The sequence below is a fragment of the Caulobacter rhizosphaerae genome, assembly GCF_010977555.1.
GTDB lineage: Bacteria > Pseudomonadota > Alphaproteobacteria > Caulobacterales > Caulobacteraceae > Caulobacter > Caulobacter rhizosphaerae.
The window spans coordinates 3,263,307-3,281,187 of the sequence record NZ_CP048815.1 but is presented as its reverse complement, the minus strand read 5'-3'; the positions used below and the strand labels follow the sequence as shown (position 1 = coordinate 3,281,187).

Sequence of the window (17,881 nt, the reverse complement as noted above, 5' to 3'; positions counted from 1 at the left end):
GGGATGCGTCTTGGGGCGTATCCTCGTCACGGCTCGGCTTCCATTTGCGCCCGCATCGGCGTGGTGTAGAAGCCTTGCACGGCGGCGCAGGGGCGCACGTTTGCTTCGAGGGTGATAAAGTCCGTGCTTCGTAATTTCTCGGGACGCAAGGTGGCCATGGTCGCGACCGCCGTGCTGGTCGCCCTGTCGGTCTCCGCCTGCGCCGGCAAGCGCAAGAAGCCCACCCTGGCTTACGAAGAGCGTCCGGTGGAGCTGCTGTATTCGACCGGCGCCAACCGCCTGGACCGCGGCAGCTGGAACGAGGCCGTCGACTATTTCCGCGAGGTCGAGCGCCAGCACCCCTATTCGGAATGGTCGCGCCGCTCGATCCTGATGACCGGCTACGCCCACTACATGGGCAACCAGTACAACGAGGCGATCTCCGACGCCGACCGCTTCATCGGCCTGTATCCGGGCAACCCGTCGGCCTCATACGCCTACTATCTGAAGGCCGTCTGCTATTTCGAGCAGATCGTCGACGTCAACCGCGACCAGGCCGCCACCGAGCAGGCCATGGCCTCCCTGCGCGACGTGGTCCAGCGCTATCCCAACTCGGAATACGCCCAGGACGCCCGCCTGAAGATCGACATGGTCAGCGACCAGTTGGCCGGCAAGGAAATGACCATCGGCCGCTACTACCTGCGCAACGGCCAGACCCTGGCCGCCATCGGCCGGTTCCGCACCGTCATCGACCGCCACCAGACCACCTCGCACACCCCCGAGGCCCTCTATCGCCTGGTTGAGAGCTATCTGACCCTGGGCCTGCTGGACGAGGCCAAGCGCAACGGCGCGGTGCTGGGCTACAACTTCCCGGGCGATCCCTGGTACGCCGAGGCCTACAAGCTGCTGACCAACAACGGCCTCAAGCCCGCCGTCGAGCCGCTGAAGGCCGGCAACAAGAAGAACCTCATCGACCGGCTGATCCACGACAAGGACACCACCCTGGCCCCGCCGGGCGAAGCCAAGAAGAAAAAGGGCGGCCTGATGGGCGTCCTGGGCATGTAGAAGACAGCGGGCCGGTCCTAGAAGGATCGGCCCGTTTTTCGTTTCCGGAAGGCCTTGGCGGGCGACGAGAACGCCACGAGAACAAGCCTACTATGAAAAACCGTGATTCCCGGCGATCCTAGGGCTCATGCTGATCGGTCTCTCCATCCGCGACGTCGTGCTCATCGAGAGCCTGGACCTGGCCATCGGTCCGGGCCTGACCGCCCTGACCGGCGAGACCGGGGCGGGCAAGTCGATCATCCTGGACGCCCTGGGCCTGGCCACGGGCGCCCGGGCCGACGCCGGCCTCGTTCGTCGGGGGGCTGCGGGCCACGCCAGCGCCACGGCCATCTTCGCCCTGCCGGCCGACCATGCGGCCTTCGCCTATCTCGACGACAAGGGCCTGGACTACGCCCGCGACGAGGACCTGGTCCTGCGCCGCCAGCTGTCGCCCGACGGCCGCAGCCGCGCCTTCGTCAACGACCAGGCCACCAGCGTCGGCGTGCTCAAGGACCTGGGCGCCCTGCTGCTGGAGGTCCACGGCCAGCACGAGACGGTCGGCCTGCTGGACGTGCGCACCCACCGCAATCTGTTGGACGCCTTCGGGCAGGTTCGCGTCGCGACCGTGGCCTCGGCCTGGAGCGCCTGGCGCGCCGCCCGCGAAAAGGCCGCCGCCCTGCGCGACCTGGCCGACCGCGCCGCCGCCGAGACCGAGGAACTGACCCTGCGGCTGTCGGAGCTGGACCGGCTGGACCCGCGCGAGGGCGAGGAGACGGCCCTGGCCGAGGAGCGGGCCCTGCTGGGCTCGGCCGAGAAGGCCCTGGCCGATATCGCCGCGGCCAGCGAGGCCCTGGGCGGCGACGCCCTGTCGGGCAAGCTGGCCAGCGCCTTCCGCGCCCTGGAACGCGCCCGCGAGCGGGCCATCCAGGCCGGCGCGCCCGCCGATGGCCCGGCCGTCACCAAGCTGGCCGCCGCCTGCGAGGCGGTCGACCGCGCCCTGGTCGAGGCCCAGGAGGCCGCCGCCGCCATCGACGCCGCCGCCGAGGGCTTCGAATTCGAGCCCGACCGGCTGGAAAAGGCCGAGGAGCGATTGTTCGCTCTGCGCGGGATGGCCCGCAAACTGAACGTCGCCGTCGAGCTGCTGCCCGGCAAGCGCGCCGAATTCGCCGCCCAGCTGCAGGCCATCGAGTCCTCGGCCGAGGCCCTGACGGCCGCCGAGCGCGACGCGGCCGACGCCCGCGACGCCTATCTCTACGCCGCCCAGGCGCTGTCGGCCGAGCGCCGGGCCGCCGGCGACCGGCTGGCCGCCGCCGTCGAGGCCGAGCTGGCGCCGCTGAAGCTGGAAAAGGCCCGCTTCCGCGTGGCCGTCGAGCCGCTGGACGAGGACCGCGCCGGCCCCACCGGGATCGACCGCGTGGCCTTCGAGATCTCGACCAATCCCGGCGCGCCGTTCGGGCCGATGGAGGCCATCGCCTCGGGCGGCGAACTGGCCCGCTTCGCCCTGGCCCTGAAGGCCGCCCTGGCTGGGCGCGGTGAGGGGCCCCAGCCGCTGATGATCTTCGACGAGGTCGACCAGGGCGTCGGCGGGGCCGTGGCCGATGCGGTGGGCCTGCGGCTCAAGCGCCTGGCCCATGGCTCGAACGGGCAGGGGGCCCAGGTCCTGGTCGTCACCCACTCGGCCCAGGTCGCCGCGCGGGCCGACGCCCATTGGCGGATTTCCAAGTCCGGCGACGACACCTCGACCCGCACCCGCGTCGAGCCGCTGTCGGCCGCCGAACGCCAGGAAGAGATCGCCCGCATGCTGTCCGGCGCCGAGGTCACCGAGGCCGCCCGCGCCGCAGCCAAGGCGCTGATCGGCTGAGGCCCTGCATCCTTCGAGGCCCGCTGCGCGGGCGCCTCAGGATGAGGAATTCAGTGCAAAAGTGGTCCTCATCCCGAGGTGCGAGCCACGGGCGAGCCTCGAAGGATGCAGGGCGGCTAGGCCAGCGCCGGCTCGGCCTTGGGCGCCAGATCCTTGCGCGACCAGCCCTTGATCCAGGCCTGCAGCGGGGTGTCGACGAAGCGCTCGAACAGCCAGGCGGCCACGACGCAGGCGGGCAAGGCCATGGCCCAGGCGGCCCACAGCAGCGGACCCTCCAGGCCCAGCTTGCCGGCCACGGCGCGCAGCAGGCCGAACCAGACCACGGCGACCAGCTGGTTGGTCAGGAACAGCGAGAACGACAGGCGTCCGGCCAGGCCGGCCCAGCCCCAGCCCTTGGCGCCCGAAGCGCCGGCGGCGTAGATCAGCAGGCCCAGCAGGGCCAGGCTGGCATGGTCGAAGCGGCCGAAGACTTGCAGGGCGACGACGCCGACGCCCGCCGCGATGGCCAAGCCGTCGGCCCAACGGGACGAAATCGCCGTCGGCAGGCGGGCGAGCAGCATGCCGAGGATGAACAGCGGGATTCCGCGCACCAGGCCGAACCGCAGCGGCAGCTGGTGACCGGGAATGCCGGTCACCGCCTTGGCGGCGTAGTCCACGGCCAGGAAGATCGCCACGCCGATCAGCAGGGTGGTCCAGGGCGAGCGGATCCTGGCGGTGGTCCGCCAGGCGGCCGGGAAGCCGGCATAGCAGACGATCAGGGCCGACAGGGTCCAGGTCGGCATGTTCCAGCCCGACGGGCCGGGCACGAACCAGGCCTGCATCAGGAAGACCTGCGGCAGCAGCTGATTCCACTGGAACCACTGCGGGTTCTGCGGCGCCAGGCCGACGGCGGCGGTCCCCAGGACGAAGGCCACGAACAGCACCAGCATCACCAGGTGGGCCGGCCAGATGCGCAGGATGCGGCGCTTGAGGAACTCGCCGGTGGTGACGTCCTGGCCCAGGAGACGCGGTCCATAGGTGCGGGCCAGCACATAGCCCGACAGCATCAGGAAGAAATCGGTGGCCAGATAGCCGCGGCCCAGGGCCGGATGCAGGGCGAACAGCGACACGGGGGCCCGCTCCGCCACGTGGTAGAGCACGATGAACAGGGCCGCGACGAACCGCAGCAGGTCCAGGGCGCCGCCACGGGACAGGCCTGGGCCGTTCTGGGACGTGGAGACGGTCTGGGACATGCGGCGAAGCTCCTTTCCCGTGTGGGAGCAAGGTTTGGGCCAGCGTGGCCTTGTACGCCGCGGGGACACGCCCTTGCGGCGTGTCCCCAGATCTCGCACCGACCAAGCGGTCGGGGACACGCCGGGAGGGCGTGTCCCCAGTCGTGCGCTTATCCTCGGGGTATCGGCGACAGACACGAGCAAAATCAACGCCCTGAACTTTCTCAACCCGATTTGATCCCCACCCCTCCAAACCGCCCGTATCCTGTACCCACCTCGTTGCAGGGAAAGGGCGCATGGCCAGCGACCGATGCGGCGGCGGGGGGGCGATCGAGCGGGACTGGGCTGGAGGGGGTTACTCCAGCGTGTCCGGGGCCTTCCATCGTTGGGAAGCCCGCCCGTCGTCGGCGTCGAACGGGGATAAAGCGCGAGTATGCCCATAGGCCCGCGCCCCCGGCGTCCGGTTTCTCCCGAAAGGGATCGAGACCGGGTCCGGCTAAGCCTCAACAGGGCTGCCCACCGGACGCTGGCGGAAAACGCATCGCGCGGAGCGGTGGCTTCGTCGAAACGGTATTTATCAAAGACCTCCGGACGATGTCCGGCGCTCCGCGTCCCTTTCCATCAGCTCAGCGAGAGATCGCGTGAGGCGGCGACCACTTGCCCCCACCTGACCGCTTCGCGGTCTGTCCGCCCCCATAGGGGGCGGAGCGCTCTTCCTCCTCTGGGGGAAGACGACCGCGAAGCGGTCCGTAGGGGGCAAGGGCGTGAGCCGCGACGCCTGGGCCTCCCGTCCGCACCTCTAACTTATCGTTGTTCCCTTAGGTTCGAACAGACGTTTGCATCCCGCCCCGGCCTGTGCTTTCTCGTGGGGAAACGTGCTCGGCCAGCGAAGCGCGACCATAGACCGGGAGAGTAACGATGACCCAGGCCGCCACCGCGCCCAACGCCGCGCCGACCCCCGCCGCCATCCCCTGGCCCGCCATGTCGGTCAAGCAGGCCTACGCCCTGATCACCGCCCCGGGCTCGCCCGGCGAGATGGAGGAGATCGAGATTCGCGGCGTTCCGACCCGGGTCTGGAAGCACTGCCCACCCACCCTGCGCGACACCCTGCTGATCGGCCGCACCCATGGCGACAAGATTTTCCTGGTCCATGACGACGAGCGGGTCAGCTTCGAGGCCTTCTATCGCGCCGTGACCGTGTTCGCCGCCGAGCTGGCGGCGGCGGGGGTGAAGAAGGGCGACCGGGTCGCCCTGATCATGCGCAACCTGCCCGAATGGCCGGTCGCCTTCTATGCCGGCCTGTCGCTGGGCGCGATCCTGACCCCGCTGAACGCCTGGTGGACCGGCCAGGAGCTGGAATACGGCCTGGTCGACAGCGGCGCCTCGGTGGCGGTGATGGACGTCGAGCGCTTCGAACGCCTGGCCGAGCACCTGCACAACTGCCCCGACCTCAAGCGCGTCTATGTCAGCCGTTCCAAGGAGGAGATCGCCCACCCCTACGTCAAGCGGCTGGAAGGCGTGATCGGCTGTCCCAACGACTGGATCAAGCTGGACGAAAAACCGCTGCCGACCGTCGAGCTGGGCCCCGAGGACGACGCGACGATCTTCTACACCTCCGGCACGACGGGCAAGCCGAAGGGGGCGCTGGGCACCCATCGCAACGTCAACAGCAATATCTTCGCCACCGGCGCGGCGACGGCCCGGGGCTACCTGCGGCGCGGCGAGGTCCCGCCCCAGCCCGATCCCACCCTGCCGCAGAAGGGCTCGCTGATCTCGGTGCCGTTCTTCCACGCCACCGGCTGCTTCGCGGTGCTGAACCCCTCGCTGTTCGGCGGCGCCAAGCTGGCCATGATCCGCAAGTGGGACCCGGAAAAGGCCATGCAGCTGATCCAGGACGAGAAGCTGACCCAGATGGGCGGCGTGCCCACCATCGCCTGGCAGATCATCGAGCATCCCAGCCGTCCCAACTACGACCTGTCGTCGCTGGAGACCGTGGCCTATGGCGGCGCGCCCTCGGCGCCCGAGCTGGTGCGCAAGATCAAGGAGATCTGGCCCAAGTCGCTGCCGGGTAACGGCTGGGGCATGACCGAGACCTCGGCCACCGCCACCAGCAACTCGGCCGAGGACTACGAGAACCGTCCCGACAGCTGCGGCCCGGCCGTGCCGGTCACCGACCTGAAGATCATGACCCTGGAGGCGCCGTATCGCGAGCTGCCGATCGGCGAGGTCGGCGAACTGTGGTGCAAGGGCCCGCAGGTGGTGAAGGGCTACTGGAACAAGCCCGAGGCCACCGCCCAGACCTTCATCGACGGCTGGGTGCGCACCGGCGACCTGGCGCGGCTGGACGAGGAGGGTTTCTGCTACATCATCGACCGGGCCAAGGACATGCTGATCCGCGGCGGCGAGAACATCTACTGCATCGAGGTCGAGAACCTGCTGTACGAGCACCCGGCGATCATGGACGCGGCCCTGGTGGGGATCCCGCACAAGACCCTGGGCGAGGAGCCGGCCGCCGTCGTGACCCTGAAGCCTGGGACCGAGGCTACCGAGGCCGAACTGCGGGCCTTCGTCGCCGACCGCCTGGCCGCCTTCAAGGTGCCGGTCAAGGTGCTCTTCTGGCCCGAGACCCTGCCGCGCAACGCCAACGGCAAGATCATGAAGAACGAGCTGAAGAAGGTGTTCATCGAGGGGTAGGGCGGGCGCCGTGCGTCCTTCGGGGCTCGGCTACGCCTCGCCTCTCAGGATGAGGACTTCAGCAAAAGTTTCTCATCCTGAGGCGCTCGCGCAGCGGGCCTCGAAGGACGCAACGTGCTAGCCGACGCTGATCCCCGGCCGCCGCCAGGCCCAGGGCTGGGCCGCTTCCAGTTCATAGGCCAGTTCGAACAGTGTCCGCTCGTCCCCGGCCCGGGCGGCGAACTGCACGCCCACGGGCAGGCCGTCGGCGGTCCAGTGCAGCGGGACGCTCATCGCCGGCGCGCCGGCCACGTTGTGCAGGGTGGTGTAGCCCACATAGGCGTTCAGGCGCTCGGTCAGGTCGGGGATCGAGACGGTCGGCGCCACCCAGCCCAGCGGCGCGGGCGGCTGGCCCAGCACCGGCGAGAGGATCACGTCATGGCGGTCGAACCAGCGGTCATAGGCCTGGGCGTCGGCGTTCAGGCGGGCGACCGACTGCTCCAACCCGCCTTCGGGCAGGCCGCCGAACAGCTCGGCCAGGGCCAGGGTGAACGGCTCCAGCAGGGTCTCGTCGGGCCGGCGACCGATCGCCTGGGCGACGAAATCGACCAGCTCGGCCCCGGCGCTGGCCCAGACGGCCAGGAAGTCCAGGGCGAAGACCGGACCGTTGGTCGGCCACTGGGTCGGCTCGACCTGGTGCCCCAAGGACTCCATCAGCTTGGCCGCGGCCTCGGCGGCGGCGCGAACCTCGGCGTCCGGCTGGACGCCCAGCTGGGTCTCGGTGACCAGCCCGACCCGCAGCCGCCTTTGGCTCGGTCCGGCCACCCGGCCGACGGCGGGCAGGGGACCAGCGGCCTGTTCGGTGGCGGCGAACAGGGCGGCGCTGTCGCGGACGCTGCGCGACACACAGTGCTCGACCGCCAGGTCCACGGCCCGCAGCGGCGGCCGGCTGGGCGGCATCCGGTGGCGCGACGGCTTCAGCCCGAACAGGCCGCAGCAGGCGGCGGGAATGCGGATCGAGCCGCCGCCGTCATTGGCGTGGGCGAACGGAACGATCCCCGCCGCCGTGGCCGCCGCCGCCCCGCCGGACGAGCCGCCGCTGCTGTGGGCCGGGTTCCAGGGGTTGCGGGTCGGCGGAAAGGCCACCGGCTCGGTGGTCGGCAGAAAGCCGTATTCCGGCGTGGCCGACTTGCCGATCACCACCAGCCCCGCCCTGTCGAAGGCGTCGCAATAGCCGTCCTGGGTCGCGGCGGGCGGCAGGCCCAGCATGGCCCGCGAACCCGACCGGGTGGGCAGGCCGGCATAGTCGTTGAGGTCCTTGACCAGGAACGGCACGCCGGCGAACGGCGCGCCGCGGTCGCCCTGGCCCTGGTCCAGGCGTTTGGCCTTGTCGATCGCCCGGTCGAAGTCGGCGGTGACCAACACGCCCAGGGCGCCGTCCAGGGCCTCGGCGTCGCGCACGGCCTTTTCGACGACCTCCACGGCGCTGGCCGCCCGGGTTCGGATGCGGTCGGCGATCTCGGTGGCGTCGAGCGTCCAGGCGGCCTGGGAAGCGGGCGCGGCGGTCAGGCCATGGCGAGTGTCCATCGGGTTTCCTCGGGCGTCCCGACGTCTCGGGCGCGTCGGTGAACGCCGATCACTGTGAACCGGAAGGCGCGCCGGCCGCAAGTCGTGCTACAGCCCGCCGATGAAACGCAAACGCGCCGACATCCTGCTGGTCGAGTCCGGCCTGTTCGACAGCCGGGCCAAGGCCCGCGCCGCCATCGAGGCCGGGGCGGTCAAGGCCGACGGCAAGCTGGTGACCAAGCCCTCGCAGGAACTGGAGCCGACCGCCGTGCTGGAAGGCGTCGCTGCCTTCCCGTGGGTTGGGCGCGGCGCCCTGAAGCTGGCCCACGCCCTGGAGCTTTGGCCGATCACCGTCGAGGGCAAGGTCGCCCTGGACGTCGGGGCCTCGACTGGCGGCTTCACCGAGGTGCTGCTGTCCAAGGGCGCGGCCAAGGTCTATGCCGTCGATGTCGGCCGCGAGCAGCTGCATCCGCGCATCGCCGCCGATCCGCGGGTGGTCGACCGTTCCGGCGTCGACGCCCGGGCGCTGGACGAGGGGCATCTGGATGAGGCGCCCAGCCTGGTGGTCAGCGACGTCAGCTTCATCTCGGTGGAGAAGTGTCTGCCCGTGGCCCTGGACCTGGCCGCGGCGGGCGCCGACCTGGTCAGCCTGATCAAGCCGCAGTTCGAGGCAGGTCGCGACCGGGTGGGCAAGGGCGGACTGGTCAAGGATCCGGCGATCATCGCCGACTGCATCGCCTCGGTTTCAGCCTTCGTCGAGGCGGCCGGCTGGACGGTCAGAGGCCTTGCCCCCAGCCCGATCGCCGGCGGCGATGGCCAGGTCGAGCACCTGCTGTGGGCGGTGAAGGATCAAGGCTGATCAATCGAGCTTCGGAAGCGAAACCTCGTCCTTCGACAAGCTCAGGATGAGGTTTTCTACGGCTACGATTGGAGCATTGGTCCTCATCCTGAGCCTGTCTAAGGACGACGGCCATTCGCTAGCCAGCCTTAGGCCAAAGGAAAGCCGCCGGCGCGAACGCCGGCGGCTCCCATTTGGTTCGACTGAAACCTCGGATCGCCTAGTCGACGACCTGGTAGCGGCCCGAGGCGTCGGGGCAGACGCGGACGAAGCGCTTCTGGGTGCGGCCGTCGGGCAGGTAGATCGGGCTTTCGGCCAAGGTGCAGCCGTTGGCGTCGGCGCGGCTGTCGGTCACGCTGTAGGAGCGTTCGGACTCGTAGGTGTAGCCGTCGCGACGATCGCCATAGCGGCTGTCCTCGTAACGCCCGGAATAGCCGCGATCCTCGTAGCCGCGGTCATAGCTGTTGTCATAGGGCTGGTTGTAGGCGCCCTGGTTGTAGGACGGGGGAGGCGGCGGCGGCGGGGCGGCGCCCGGCGAGCAGGCCGCCGAGTTGCGGCCGATGGCCGAACCGGCGATCGCGCCGAGCACGCCGCCGAGCACGGCGCCTTCGGTGCGGGCGCCCTTGGCGGCCACGCCGCTGCCGATGGCGGCGCCGATGCCGGCCCCGGCCAGGCCGCCGCCCGTGCCGCGCTGCGTCGTGCTGCGGCGGCAGGGATCGTAATAGTAGCCGTTATTGTCATAAGCGCCGCCACCGCCGTAGGCGCCGGCGTTGCCATAGGCGCCATAGGCCTGGGCCGAGGCCATCGTCGGGGCCAGCGCGCCGGCGAGGGCGGCCGCGGCGGCGACGCCGAGAACGGTCTTGAACATCATGAGAAACTCCTCCGACCGGGGCCGCCGAGAGTCGGACCCGCCTTAACGTCTAAATTGCCAAGCCTTTGATGAATGGCTGTTGAGCGACCCGTTCATCTTCGTTCACGCGCATTCGCTCCGAATAGGCTATGGGAGCGTCCGAAATCTTGTCCGTGTCGATCGTGGCGCGGGCATGGCGGGCGCCGTCCCGAACATCATAACAGAAATGGCGCGGACCGGTGAAGGTTCCGCCTGTCGAATTGGACTGTCCATGCGTGAACTGAGGATCCAGGCGGTCGGCGCCCAGGGCGACGGCATCGCCGAGGGCTCTTTCGTCCCCCTGACCCTGCCGGGCGAGCGGATCACCGCCGAGATGACCGGCGCTCGCGGCGAACTGGTCGAGGTGCTGGAGCCCAGCCCCGACCGCGTCCTGCCGCCATGCCCGCACTTCGGCGTCTGCGGCGGCTGCGCCTTCCAGCACTGGGACGCCGCGCCCTATCTGGAGTGGAAGCGCGAGCAGGTGCGGTTCCAGCTGGCCCGCGAGGGACTGGAAACCGAGGTCTTGCCGACCTTCGCCTCGCCGCCGGCCTCGCGCCGTCGCGTGGCGCTGCACGCCCGGGGCGGCAAGGGCGGCGCCCGACTGGGCTTCAAGGAGCGCCGGTCGTGGAACCTGGCCCGGATCGAGACCTGCCCGGTGTCAAACCCCAAGCTGGTCGCGGCCTTTCCGGCCTTGGCCCGGCTGGCCGCGCCGTTCCTGGAACATCCCAAGTCGGCCCCGACGCTGCACGTGACCCTGACCGCCACGGGGCTGGACATCGACGTCACCGGCGTCGAGGCCAAGAGCGGCGGGCTGTCGGCCGACGCCAGGGTCCGCGCCGCCATGATCGCCGGCGAGCACGACTTCGCCCGGGTCACCATGGCCGGCGAGATGATCTACATGGCCCGCCAGCCGATGGTGAAGCTGGGTCCGGCCGTGGTCGCCCTGCCGGCCGGGAGCTTTCTCCAAGCCGTGCCCCAGGCCGAGAAGGCCATGGTCGAGTTCGCGGTCGAGGCGGCCCGGGGCGCGTCGCGGATCGTCGACCTGTTCAGCGGCGTGGGCACCTTCACCTTCCGGCTGGCCGAGGTGGGCAGCGTCCACGCCGCCGACAGCTCGGCGCCCGCCATCGCCGCCCTGAAGGGGGCGCTGGGCACGGCCAACGGGCTGAAGGCGATCACCGCCGAGGCCCGCGATCTGACCCGCCGGCCGGTGCTGTCGACCGAGCTGAACAAGGTCGACGTCGCCGTGCTCGACCCGCCCCGGGCCGGGGCCTTCGAGCAGCATGTCGAGATCGCCAAGTCCAAGGTGGCCCGCGTGGTCGGCGTCTCGTGCAATCCCGCCACCTTCGCCCGCGACGCCAAGGTGCTGACCGACGCCGGTTTCCGCCTGGAGCGGGTCTTGCCGGTGGACCAGTTCCTGTGGTCGCCCCATATTGAACTGGTCGGCGTGTTTTCGCGGTAGGACGGTCCTCCTCCACGAGCAGCCGTCCGGGAGACGGTCATGGACGAGCGATCCGGCAAGTCGGGCGAGCCCCGGGAGGCCATCCCGAAGGGGCGCGGCGCCTTCACGTTGGACGGCGCCAGCCAGCGGGCCCGGGCGGCGGTCAAGGCCGCCTGGTGGACCGCCGCCGGGAGCGTCACACGCGCCCTGGCCCAGCCGACGCGCGGCGAGGCCAAGGCCCGGTTCGAGCCGCAGGGCCCGCCCGTCTCGGCCGCCCGGCTGCGCAAGGCCTATCTGACCGCCTTTGACAAGGACGCCGCCGACGTCGCCGCCGGCCTCTATCCGCCGACCGGGGATGGACCCCGCAACCCCGCCGACGCCTTCCGCCAGGCCCTGGACGTCATCGCCGACGCCCGCGCCGTCGACCAGCGTCGCCGCCGAGGCGACGGGGTGGAGGTGCGCGACGAAGCCGGAACCGAGGGCTATCCCAACTACTACCGGCAGAACTTCCACTACCAGTCCGGCGGCTGGTTCACCGACGCCAGCGCCCGCCGCTACGAGGCCCAGGTCGAGGCGCTGTTCTCCGGCGCGGCCGGGGCCATGCGCCGCCGGGCCCTGTCGCTGCTGGCCCGCCGCTGGCGCGGCCAGGACCAGCGCAGGCTCAAGGTGGTCGACCTGGCCTGCGGTTCGGGCGCCTTCCTGGCCGACCTGGACGCGGCCTTTCCTCGCGCGGCGATCGCCGGCCTGGACCTGTCGCGGGCCTATCTGGCCGCCGCCCGCAGCCGCTCGGGGCGGGGTGGGTTGCAGGCCAACGCCGAGCACCTGCCGTTCGCCGACGCCAGCCTGGATGCCGTGACCTGCGTCTACCTGTTCCACGAGCTGCCGCCGCGGGTGCGTCCCGTGGTGGCCGCCGAGATCGCTCGGGTGCTCAAGCCCGGCGGCGTGCTGGCCTTCGCCGATTCGGTCCAGCCGATCGACGAGCCCGACCTGTCGCGGCTGCTAGAGGCGTTCCCGGCCTATTTCCACGAGCCCTATTATTCGACCTACGCTCAGGCGGACCTGCCGGCCCTGTTCGGCGCGGCGGGCCTAAGCGTGGCCGGGCAGGACCAGGCCTTCCTGACCAAGGCGCTGCTGCTCGAGAAACCCTGGTGATCAACAGCTTGATGGCCATTGCCTAGGGCGGCGGGCTCCTGTATTCGAACCGACCTCTTCGCCGACGCAGCTTGCGTTGACCCGGATGGCCCGGTGGCGGAGTGGTGACGCAGCGGATTGCAAATCCGTGCACCCCGGTTCGATTCCGGGCCGGGCCTCCACCTTCCTCCCTCCTGTGACTTATCCCTTCAGCAAGGCCCTCAACTGGCCCAGGCCGCGCTCAGGCGGGCCGCCATAGCCGATCGGCTCGACGAACCGGCCCTGGGCGTCGAACAGGTAGGTCGCCGAGGAATGGTCCAGCGTGTAGCCGCCGCCGTCCGTCGCCACCTTCTGGTAGTAGACGCGATAGGCCTTGGCGGTCTTGGCGATGTTCTCCGGCGTGCCGGTGAAGCCCTGGATGCGGCGGTCGAAGTTGGACAGGTAGAGCTTCAGCTGTTCGGGGGTGTCGCGCTCGGGATCGACCGAGACGAAGACCACGTTCAGCTTGTCGGCCTCCGGTCCCAGCGCCTTCAGCCAGGCGGTCATCTCGGCCATGGTGGTCGGGCAGACCTCGGGGCAGTAGGTGAAGCCGAAGAAGATCGCCGTGGGCTTGCCCAGCAGCGTCTTCTCGGTGACCGGCCGTCCGTTCATGTCGACCAGCTGGAACGGACCGCCGATCTGGACCGTCGAGCTTTGGCTGGCGTGCTCGGCGGGCTTGTCGCAGGCGGCGAGGGGGGCGCAGACCAGGATCGCGGCGAGGGCGGCGGCTTTCCACGAGGTCATCAGTGGCCTCCCATCGGCATGCTCATGGCCGGCGTCGGCGCGGTCTTGACCGGCGCGGTCACGGTAACGGGCGGCGCGGACTTGAAGCGCAGGGTCAGGGCGACCTTGGCGCCGGGCGTCAGGGCGATCTTCGGCCCGATCAGCATCAGGTGCTCGGCGCCGGGCTTGAGGGCGACGGGCTTGCCGGCCGGCAGGGCGACGCCGTCGGCCAGCTGGCGCATCCGCATCACCCCGCCGGCCATCGACATGGTGTGGATCTCGGCGCGGCCGGCCGCAGTGGTCTCGACGGCGACCAGGCGATCGTCGGCGCTGGCCGTCAGGGTGACGTAGCAGCCTCCGGCCAGGGCGCCCTTGGGCGCGGCCCGGCACCAGGCGTCCGTGACCTTGACGGCTGGCAAAGCAGCGGCGGCGAGCGAGGGAACCGCCAGGGCGGTGACGGCGAGGGTAGCGAGGAAGGGCTTCATGATCAAACTTCCGTCTTGAGGCGCGCGGTCGGGATCAGCCGGCGCAGGGCGATGTCGAGGGTTAGCACCGCCAGAAGCGAGGCGCCGACGAGCGGGTAGAGAAGGGCGAGGGGGACGACGACCAGGGCCAGGCCACCATAGGCGCGGCGGTCGGCCGGAGCCGGCGGCGCGGCCAGTCGTCCCCTCGGCCGGCGCTTCCACCACATGACCACGGCCGACAGTCCCAGCAGCCAGACGGCGACGCACCCGGCCAGCATGACCAGCTTGTTGGCCAGGCCGAACTGCTGGCCCTGGTGGACGGCGACGCCCCACTCGATGGCCTTGGCCGCGGGTCCGAAGTCGGCGTAGCCGATGTCGGCCAGGGGCCTTCCGGTCAGTCCGTCCAGATAGAGGGTCCGGGTGCTCTCGATCCGATCGGGCATGAAGGCCGCCGACCAGGCCTTGCCCGGAGCTTTGGGCAGGGACAGCGCATAGGGCCTGGGCAGGCCGGCGGCGTCGACCCTGGCGACGATGTCGTCGACGCCGAGCGGCGCCATGGCGTGGTCCATGTCCTGCATGCCGTCCATGCCGTCCATGGTCTTGCCCTGCAGCGCCCAGGGCACGGCTTCGGCGTTGACCGCATGATGTCCGCCGCCGGTCGGCGGCGTGGGGCGGCCGAGGCCCGCTTCGGTGGTGATCTTGCGGACCTCCTGGCCCCAGAAGGCCGACCACGGCATGCCGGTGGCCGCCAGGAAGACGATCACCGCGCCGGCGAACAGGCCGGTCACCGCATGGAGGTCGCGCCAGAACACCCGCTTGCGGGGCGGACCGCGCACCGTGACCACGCCGCCTGACTGGCCGCGCGGCCACCACAGGAAGACGCCGGTGGCGACCAGGACGATGGCCCAGCCGGCGACGACCTCGACCAGCCAGTTGGCGACGGTTCCGAACAGGTCGAGGCTGTGCAGGCGCTTGATCGTCCCCATCACCCCGCCCTGGGGCGTCGAGCCCAGCAGGCGGGCGTCGTGCGGATCGACATAGGCGCTGAGCGTCTCGCCGCCGGGCCGCTGGACCAGCATCTGCACGGACCGGTCGGGCCGGGCCGGCGGGACCAGTTGCAGGACCTTGCCGCCCAGGCCGCGTTCGGCGCTGGCGATCCAGGCCGAGGGCGGCGCATGGGCGGCGCTTTGCGGCGCGACCAGCAGCCGGCGGTAGAGCACCTCGCTGATCTCGGTCTTGAACAGGTAGAGGCCGCCGGTCAGGGCCATCAGCATCAGGACCGGCAGCACCAGCAGGCCGGCATAGAAGTGCCAGCGCCAGAAGGCGCGGTAGACCTGGCCGGCGGGGCGTTCCGAGGGGGCGGGATGGGTCATGGCGGTCAGAACGACACGGTGACGCCGCCGAACACCGAGCGGCCGTCGCCGGGCCAGACGGCGGCCGTGGCCGGGGTCCAGGTCGTGGCGGCCTGGACGTTGGAGACATAGGCCTTGTCGGCCAGGTTCCGGGCGTCGAGGAACAGCGAGACCCTGTCGTTCAGCGTCCAGCCGGCGTTGAGGTTGAGGATCGCATAGGACGGGGCGGCCTTGGTGTTCTGGTAATCGATCCATTGGTCGGAGGCCGACCACTCGACCGACGGGGCCACGAACCAGCCACGCGCGTCGTCGTAGCGCAGTTCGGCGCGGTAGAAGGTCTTAGGCACGATCGGCAGGCGGTTGTCGCCGTACTGGGCGTCGCCGTCGAAGCGGAAGTCCGACAGGGTCCAGGTCTGGCGCAGGCGCCAGCGCGGGGTCAGCTTCCAGTCCAGCGCCGCCTCGATCCCCTGGTGGATGGTCCTGTCGGCGTTGAAGGTCGAGGCCGGGTGCTGGCTATCGACCGCGAACTGCAGCAGCTCGTGCTGGAGATGGGCGCGGTAGAGCGTCACGTCGTAGGTGAACGGTCCGCGATGGCCGCGCGCCCCGACCTCGCCCGTCCAGGCTTCCTGGGCCTGCACCGGGGCGAAGCCGACATTGTTCGGCGACAGCGAGCTGAAGTTGGGCGGTTCGACCGAGCGGGTGATGTTGGCGAAAAGCTGCGAGCCGTCGTCGGCTTGCCACAGCACGCCGACGCGCGGCGAGACCCAGGCGTAGTCCTTGCCGGCGGCCAGGTTGAAGGTCGTGGCCACGCCGGGGACGGCGAAGCTGCGGTAGTCGCGCTTGGCGATCCCCCAGGTCAGGCCGCCGACCAGGGCCAGATGCGGCCTGGCGAACACCCGGCCCTCGGCGAAGACGTCGGCCGCCTTGGCGTTCTGCAGCGACAGCGACTGCAGGGCGCCGCGAGCCCCCCTGAGGTTGGTATAGAAGGCCGAATCCAGGTCGCCCTGGCGATACCAGGCGCCCAGATAGGCGTCGGCCTTGAGGCCGCCCAGCACGCCCTCCCAGTCCAGCCGGCCGAAGGCGCCGTAGTTGCGGCTCTGCTGGTCAATGACCTGGAAGATCGGGTGGTCCAGGTCCTTCCACACTGCATAGACCGCGCCCTCGAACACGGTGTGGTCGTCCAGCCGCCAGGCGGTGCGCAGCGAGCCGCGCAGGCCGCGCTGGTTGCGGCCCTGGTCGTTGGCGGCGCTGGCGGCGGCCGTCTGGCGTGGATTGGCGGCGAACTGGGCCAGGGTCAGCGAGCCGGGGATCTCCTGGTTGATGTTGGAGCCATTGACGACGAAGCGCACCTCGCGATCTTCGCCGAAGCTGCGGCCGATGTTCAGCGACCCGAACTGGATGTTCTGCTGGCTCTGCGAGCGCCAGCCCTGGCTCGTCTGGTTGGTGGCGGCGGCGTAGACGTCCCAGTCGCCGGACTGGCGGGCCAGGGCCACATGCTCGCGCAGCAGGCCATAGGAGCCGCCGTCGAGGCGGACCTGCTCGTCGAATCCGGCGTTCCGGCCCGTGGGCGTGACCATGTTGATCGCCCCGCCCAGCAGGGCGCCGCCGAAGCGCAGGGCGTTGCCGCCGCGATAGACCTCGGTGAAGCGGGTGTTCAGCGGGTCGGCGACCTGGCTGTCGCCATAGCCGTCGGCCTCGTTCAGCGGCACGCCGTCCTGGGCCAGCAGCAGGCCGCGATTGTGGCTGGCGTTGCCGATGCCCGAGCCGCGGATCGAGATGCGGACGTCGCCGCCCCACTTGCGCTGGGCGTAGACGCCGGGCGCGTCGCGCAGCATGTCGTCCAGCGCCAGGGCCTGGCGGCTGGCGTAGGACTCCTGGGAGATCACCGTGACGCCGCCGGGGGTTTTGGACAGGCGCCGACGGGCAGCGGCGACCACGGGCGGGTCCTCCGGGTCGGGACGGGCGGTGACGATGACGGAACTGACCTCGCGGGCGGACGGGGCGTCGTCCGGCGCGGCCAGGGCGATGGCGGGCAGGGCGAGAAGGGCGGCCGTGGAAGCCAGCAGGAAAGACTTCATCGGATCTGGATCCTTCGGCGCGCGACGGGCGCGGCCGGAGCAGGCTGAACGGAGTGCGAGGACGCAACGCGCGAAGGCGGCCGCCGGACATCGTCCGGACGGCGCAGGCGCGTGCAGGCCGGCCGCCGCAGCGGCCGGGCGCTAGATCAGCAGGCTGGGCGGACCTCGGGCCGGCAAGGGCGGCGCGGCCAGGCCGCGGCCCGGAACGGGGTCCACGGCGCGCGCCAGGGCCATGGGCCGATAGGCGACGAACTCGACCTTGGCCACCGCCAGCGTGCTGGGCGGCGGCGCCGTCGCGCCATGGCTGGCGAACGGGCAGGGGGCGTCGTGGCCCGGCTTGTCGGCGGGCGACTTGTCGTGAGGGTCCAGGGCGTCGCCTGGTTGGACGACCAGTGGGCCTTGGCCGGTGCAGAGCACCAGCGCAAACGGCAGGCCGTTCCTCGGCTCGGCTTGGGTCATGAAGCCCGCCGGGACCATGACCTTCAGGGCGAGCGCCAGGATCGCGAGCGCCAGGAAGACGCCGCGTGTCCAGGTCCGGCCAAGGCTTGGCGAGCGGGTCACGTCCGGGCTTTATCCCAAGCGGTCGGGCAAGGCT

Annotated in this window: 15 protein-coding genes and 1 tRNA gene; 7 read left to right on the top strand and 9 right to left on the bottom strand. The window is 70.6% G+C overall.

All coding sequences use genetic code 11. The features are described from left to right. Positions 1 to 26 precede the first annotated feature (26 nt). Complete coding sequence (locus tag G3M57_RS27745; protein ID WP_255355509.1) at positions 27 to 158, bottom strand: hypothetical protein; 132 nt, start codon at positions 156 to 158, stop codon at positions 27 to 29. Between G3M57_RS27745 and G3M57_RS14945 the strand changes: the two genes are divergently transcribed. Then, on the top strand, positions 112 to 1,044 hold the full coding sequence (locus tag G3M57_RS14945; RefSeq protein ID WP_162251634.1) for an outer membrane protein assembly factor BamD: 933 nt from the start codon (positions 112 to 114) through the stop codon (positions 1,042 to 1,044). The genes G3M57_RS27745 and G3M57_RS14945 overlap by 47 nt on opposite strands. 127 nt (positions 1,045 to 1,171) lie before the next feature. Continuing rightward, on the top strand, positions 1,172 to 2,884 hold the full coding sequence (gene recN, locus G3M57_RS14940; RefSeq protein WP_056755636.1) for a DNA repair protein RecN: 1,713 nt from the start codon (positions 1,172 to 1,174) through the stop codon (positions 2,882 to 2,884). Between the two features lie 116 nt (positions 2,885 to 3,000). On the opposite strand, the gene G3M57_RS14935 is transcribed toward recN, so the two are convergent. Next, on the bottom strand, positions 3,001 to 4,116 hold the full coding sequence (locus G3M57_RS14935) for an acyltransferase family protein (protein ID WP_163231435.1): 1,116 nt from the start codon (positions 4,114 to 4,116) through the stop codon (positions 3,001 to 3,003). An 897-nt stretch (positions 4,117 to 5,013) separates the two neighbouring features. Between G3M57_RS14935 and G3M57_RS14930 the strand changes: the two genes are divergently transcribed. Further along, on the top strand, positions 5,014 to 6,789 hold the full coding sequence (locus tag G3M57_RS14930) for a class I adenylate-forming enzyme family protein (RefSeq protein WP_163231432.1): 1,776 nt from the start codon (positions 5,014 to 5,016) through the stop codon (positions 6,787 to 6,789). Positions 6,790 to 6,906: 117 nt separating this feature from the next. On the opposite strand, the gene G3M57_RS14925 is transcribed toward G3M57_RS14930, so the two are convergent. Then, the gene (locus G3M57_RS14925; RefSeq protein WP_163231430.1) at positions 6,907 to 8,355 is read right to left on the bottom strand and encodes an amidase; all 1,449 of its coding nucleotides are present in this window, start codon (positions 8,353 to 8,355) and stop codon (positions 6,907 to 6,909) included. A gap of 100 nt (positions 8,356 to 8,455) precedes the next feature. Between G3M57_RS14925 and G3M57_RS14920 the strand changes: the two genes are divergently transcribed. Then, on the top strand, positions 8,456 to 9,193 hold the full coding sequence (locus tag G3M57_RS14920) for a TlyA family RNA methyltransferase (protein ID WP_163231428.1): 738 nt from the start codon (positions 8,456 to 8,458) through the stop codon (positions 9,191 to 9,193). Between the two features lie 199 nt (positions 9,194 to 9,392). Here the strand turns inward: G3M57_RS14920 and G3M57_RS14915 are convergent, their stop codons facing one another. Beyond that, positions 9,393 to 10,043 (bottom strand): hypothetical protein, encoded by a 651-nt coding sequence (locus tag G3M57_RS14915; RefSeq protein WP_163231426.1) that lies wholly within the window; start codon positions 10,041 to 10,043, stop codon positions 9,393 to 9,395. A gap of 250 nt (positions 10,044 to 10,293) precedes the next feature. Between G3M57_RS14915 and G3M57_RS14910 the strand changes: the two genes are divergently transcribed. From G3M57_RS14910 to G3M57_RS14900, 3 genes are all read left to right on the top strand, one after another. Further along, entirely contained in the window at positions 10,294 to 11,520 is a 1,227-nt protein-coding gene (locus tag G3M57_RS14910) for a class I SAM-dependent RNA methyltransferase (RefSeq protein WP_056749888.1), read from the top strand. Positions 11,521 to 11,559: 39 nt separating this feature from the next. Next, complete coding sequence (locus tag G3M57_RS14905; RefSeq protein WP_163231424.1) at positions 11,560 to 12,651, top strand: class I SAM-dependent methyltransferase; 1,092 nt, start codon at positions 11,560 to 11,562, stop codon at positions 12,649 to 12,651. A gap of 87 nt (positions 12,652 to 12,738) precedes the next feature. Then, positions 12,739 to 12,812 (top strand) — tRNA-Cys (locus tag G3M57_RS14900). A 19-nt stretch (positions 12,813 to 12,831) separates the two neighbouring features. On the opposite strand, the gene G3M57_RS14895 is transcribed toward G3M57_RS14900, so the two are convergent. From G3M57_RS14895 to G3M57_RS14875, 5 genes are all read right to left on the bottom strand, one after another. Beyond that, complete coding sequence (locus tag G3M57_RS14895) at positions 12,832 to 13,413, bottom strand: SCO family protein (RefSeq protein WP_163231423.1); 582 nt, start codon at positions 13,411 to 13,413, stop codon at positions 12,832 to 12,834. Then, positions 13,413 to 13,877, bottom strand: a complete 465-nt coding sequence (locus G3M57_RS14890; RefSeq protein ID WP_163231421.1) for a copper chaperone PCu(A)C — start codon at positions 13,875 to 13,877, stop codon at positions 13,413 to 13,415. Before G3M57_RS14890 ends, G3M57_RS14895 begins: the two co-directional genes overlap by 1 nt. Positions 13,878 to 13,879: 2 nt before the next feature. Continuing rightward, on the bottom strand, positions 13,880 to 15,229 hold the full coding sequence (locus G3M57_RS14885) for a PepSY-associated TM helix domain-containing protein (protein WP_308424039.1): 1,350 nt from the start codon (positions 15,227 to 15,229) through the stop codon (positions 13,880 to 13,882). Between the two features lie 5 nt (positions 15,230 to 15,234). Then, positions 15,235 to 17,286, bottom strand: coding sequence for a TonB-dependent receptor family protein (locus G3M57_RS14880; RefSeq protein ID WP_163231419.1), 2,052 nt, complete (start codon positions 17,284 to 17,286; stop codon positions 15,235 to 15,237). A 141-nt stretch (positions 17,287 to 17,427) separates the two neighbouring features. Next, positions 17,428 to 17,847 (bottom strand): DUF2946 family protein, encoded by a 420-nt coding sequence (locus tag G3M57_RS14875; RefSeq protein ID WP_230983799.1) that lies wholly within the window; start codon positions 17,845 to 17,847, stop codon positions 17,428 to 17,430. Between the last annotated feature and the right edge of the window lie 34 nt (positions 17,848 to 17,881).

Bases quoted from the DNA above. Each gene is read 5' to 3' on its own strand.
- G3M57_RS27745 (WP_255355509.1), bottom strand. From the start codon at position 158: ATGGCCACCTTGCGTCCCGAGAAATTACGAAGCACGGACTTTATCACC.
- recN (WP_056755636.1), top strand. From the start codon at position 1,172: ATGCTGATCGGTCTCTCCATCCGCGACGTCGTGCTCATCGAGAGCCTG.
- G3M57_RS14935 (WP_163231435.1), bottom strand. From the start codon at position 4,116: ATGTCCCAGACCGTCTCCACGTCCCAGAACGGCCCAGGCCTGTCCCGT.
- G3M57_RS14930 (WP_163231432.1), top strand. From the start codon at position 5,014: ATGACCCAGGCCGCCACCGCGCCCAACGCCGCGCCGACCCCCGCCGCC.
- G3M57_RS14925 (WP_163231430.1), bottom strand. From the start codon at position 8,355: ATGGACACTCGCCATGGCCTGACCGCCGCGCCCGCTTCCCAGGCCGCC.
- G3M57_RS14920 (WP_163231428.1), top strand. From the start codon at position 8,456: ATGAAACGCAAACGCGCCGACATCCTGCTGGTCGAGTCCGGCCTGTTC.
- G3M57_RS14915 (WP_163231426.1), bottom strand. From the start codon at position 10,043: ATGATGTTCAAGACCGTTCTCGGCGTCGCCGCCGCGGCCGCCCTCGCC.
- G3M57_RS14910 (WP_056749888.1), top strand. From the start codon at position 10,294: ATGCGTGAACTGAGGATCCAGGCGGTCGGCGCCCAGGGCGACGGCATC.
- G3M57_RS14905 (WP_163231424.1), top strand. From the start codon at position 11,560: ATGGACGAGCGATCCGGCAAGTCGGGCGAGCCCCGGGAGGCCATCCCG.
- G3M57_RS14895 (WP_163231423.1), bottom strand. From the start codon at position 13,413: ATGACCTCGTGGAAAGCCGCCGCCCTCGCCGCGATCCTGGTCTGCGCC.
- G3M57_RS14890 (WP_163231421.1), bottom strand. From the start codon at position 13,877: ATGAAGCCCTTCCTCGCTACCCTCGCCGTCACCGCCCTGGCGGTTCCC.
- G3M57_RS14885 (WP_308424039.1), bottom strand. From the start codon at position 15,229: ATGACCCATCCCGCCCCCTCGGAACGCCCCGCCGGCCAGGTCTACCGC.
- G3M57_RS14880 (WP_163231419.1), bottom strand. From the start codon at position 17,286: ATGAAGTCTTTCCTGCTGGCTTCCACGGCCGCCCTTCTCGCCCTGCCC.